Here is an 869-nt window from a genome sequence, read left to right as displayed (position 1 = left end):
CTGTGGACCTACCGAACGTGGCTGCTCGCCGCGCTGCTCGTCGGCGGCGAGTTAGCGTTCGTCGCCGTGGTCATTCTGTTGTACGGGTGACCGCCGACGTCGGCTGATCTTGAAGTGACGGGGGACGCTATCGAACCGCATGGTCCGGCGCTCCGAGACCTGTCCGAACTGCGGGCACAGCTTCAGCTACAACGCGGCGACCGGCACCGGCCCGACGGAGTTCTTAAACGAGGGGCAGTGTCCGAACTGCGGCCACCACGTCAGGACGCCGCCGGGGACGTGAGCCTGCGGCGGCGCCGGAGGCGAGTGGCGCTCAGTAGACCGGGTCGTAGTCGTCGCAGACCTCGGCCATGAACGCCTGATGGACGGTGTCGACGTGCTTGCTCGCGGTGGTCTCGTGGTCGCGAGTCCGCCAGATCCGGGCGACCGCCTCGACGTGGGTCGTGAGCGACTCGCAGTCGACCGCGTAGGTGTTCAGGACGTGGTCGAGGACCGCGGCGAACTCGCTCTGTAGCTGCGGGTCGGCCTCGCCGTCCGCCTCGCTCTCCGCGAGGCGGATCGCGGCGTTCTCTACGTCCCCGACGTCCGACTCGAACGCGGCAGAATACTCCATGATCGCTAATCTATCGTGGTGGAGCCGGTGTTACAAGCGGTAGTGTATAAAAATACCGGCGACCGTCGGATCTGTGACGCCCCTCAGGTCGTACTGGCACTGTGGCCCCCGACGCAATCTGAACGTTCTTTGACCGCCGCCACTTCCACCGTACGATGCCGGACACGAAACGAGTGCTGCGAAATCTGTGGGAGGAAACCCCCATGACGGAGGACGATTCGATCGTTGCGCGTCACGTCAAGAATTTCATGATATA

Annotated in this window: 2 protein-coding genes; one reads left to right on the top strand and one right to left on the bottom strand. The window is 64.1% G+C overall.

Annotated elements, in window-relative coordinates; translation table 11 throughout:
- The first annotated feature begins 139 nt into the window (after positions 1 to 139).
- Positions 140 to 283, top strand: coding sequence for a hypothetical protein (locus tag DVK07_RS22915; protein ID WP_017344249.1), 144 nt, complete (start codon positions 140 to 142; stop codon positions 281 to 283).
- 30 nt (positions 284 to 313) lie between these two features.
- Here DVK07_RS22915 and DVK07_RS19850 read toward each other — a convergent pair whose 3' ends face one another.
- Positions 314 to 613, bottom strand: a complete 300-nt coding sequence (locus DVK07_RS19850) for a hypothetical protein (RefSeq protein ID WP_121598541.1) — start codon at positions 611 to 613, stop codon at positions 314 to 316.
- Between the last annotated feature and the right edge of the window lie 256 nt (positions 614 to 869).

The organism is Halorubrum sp. Atlit-26R (assembly GCF_003666015.1).
Classification (GTDB): domain Archaea; phylum Halobacteriota; class Halobacteria; order Halobacteriales; family Haloferacaceae; genus Halorubrum.
This window is presented reverse-complemented; position numbering and strand designations above follow the sequence as displayed.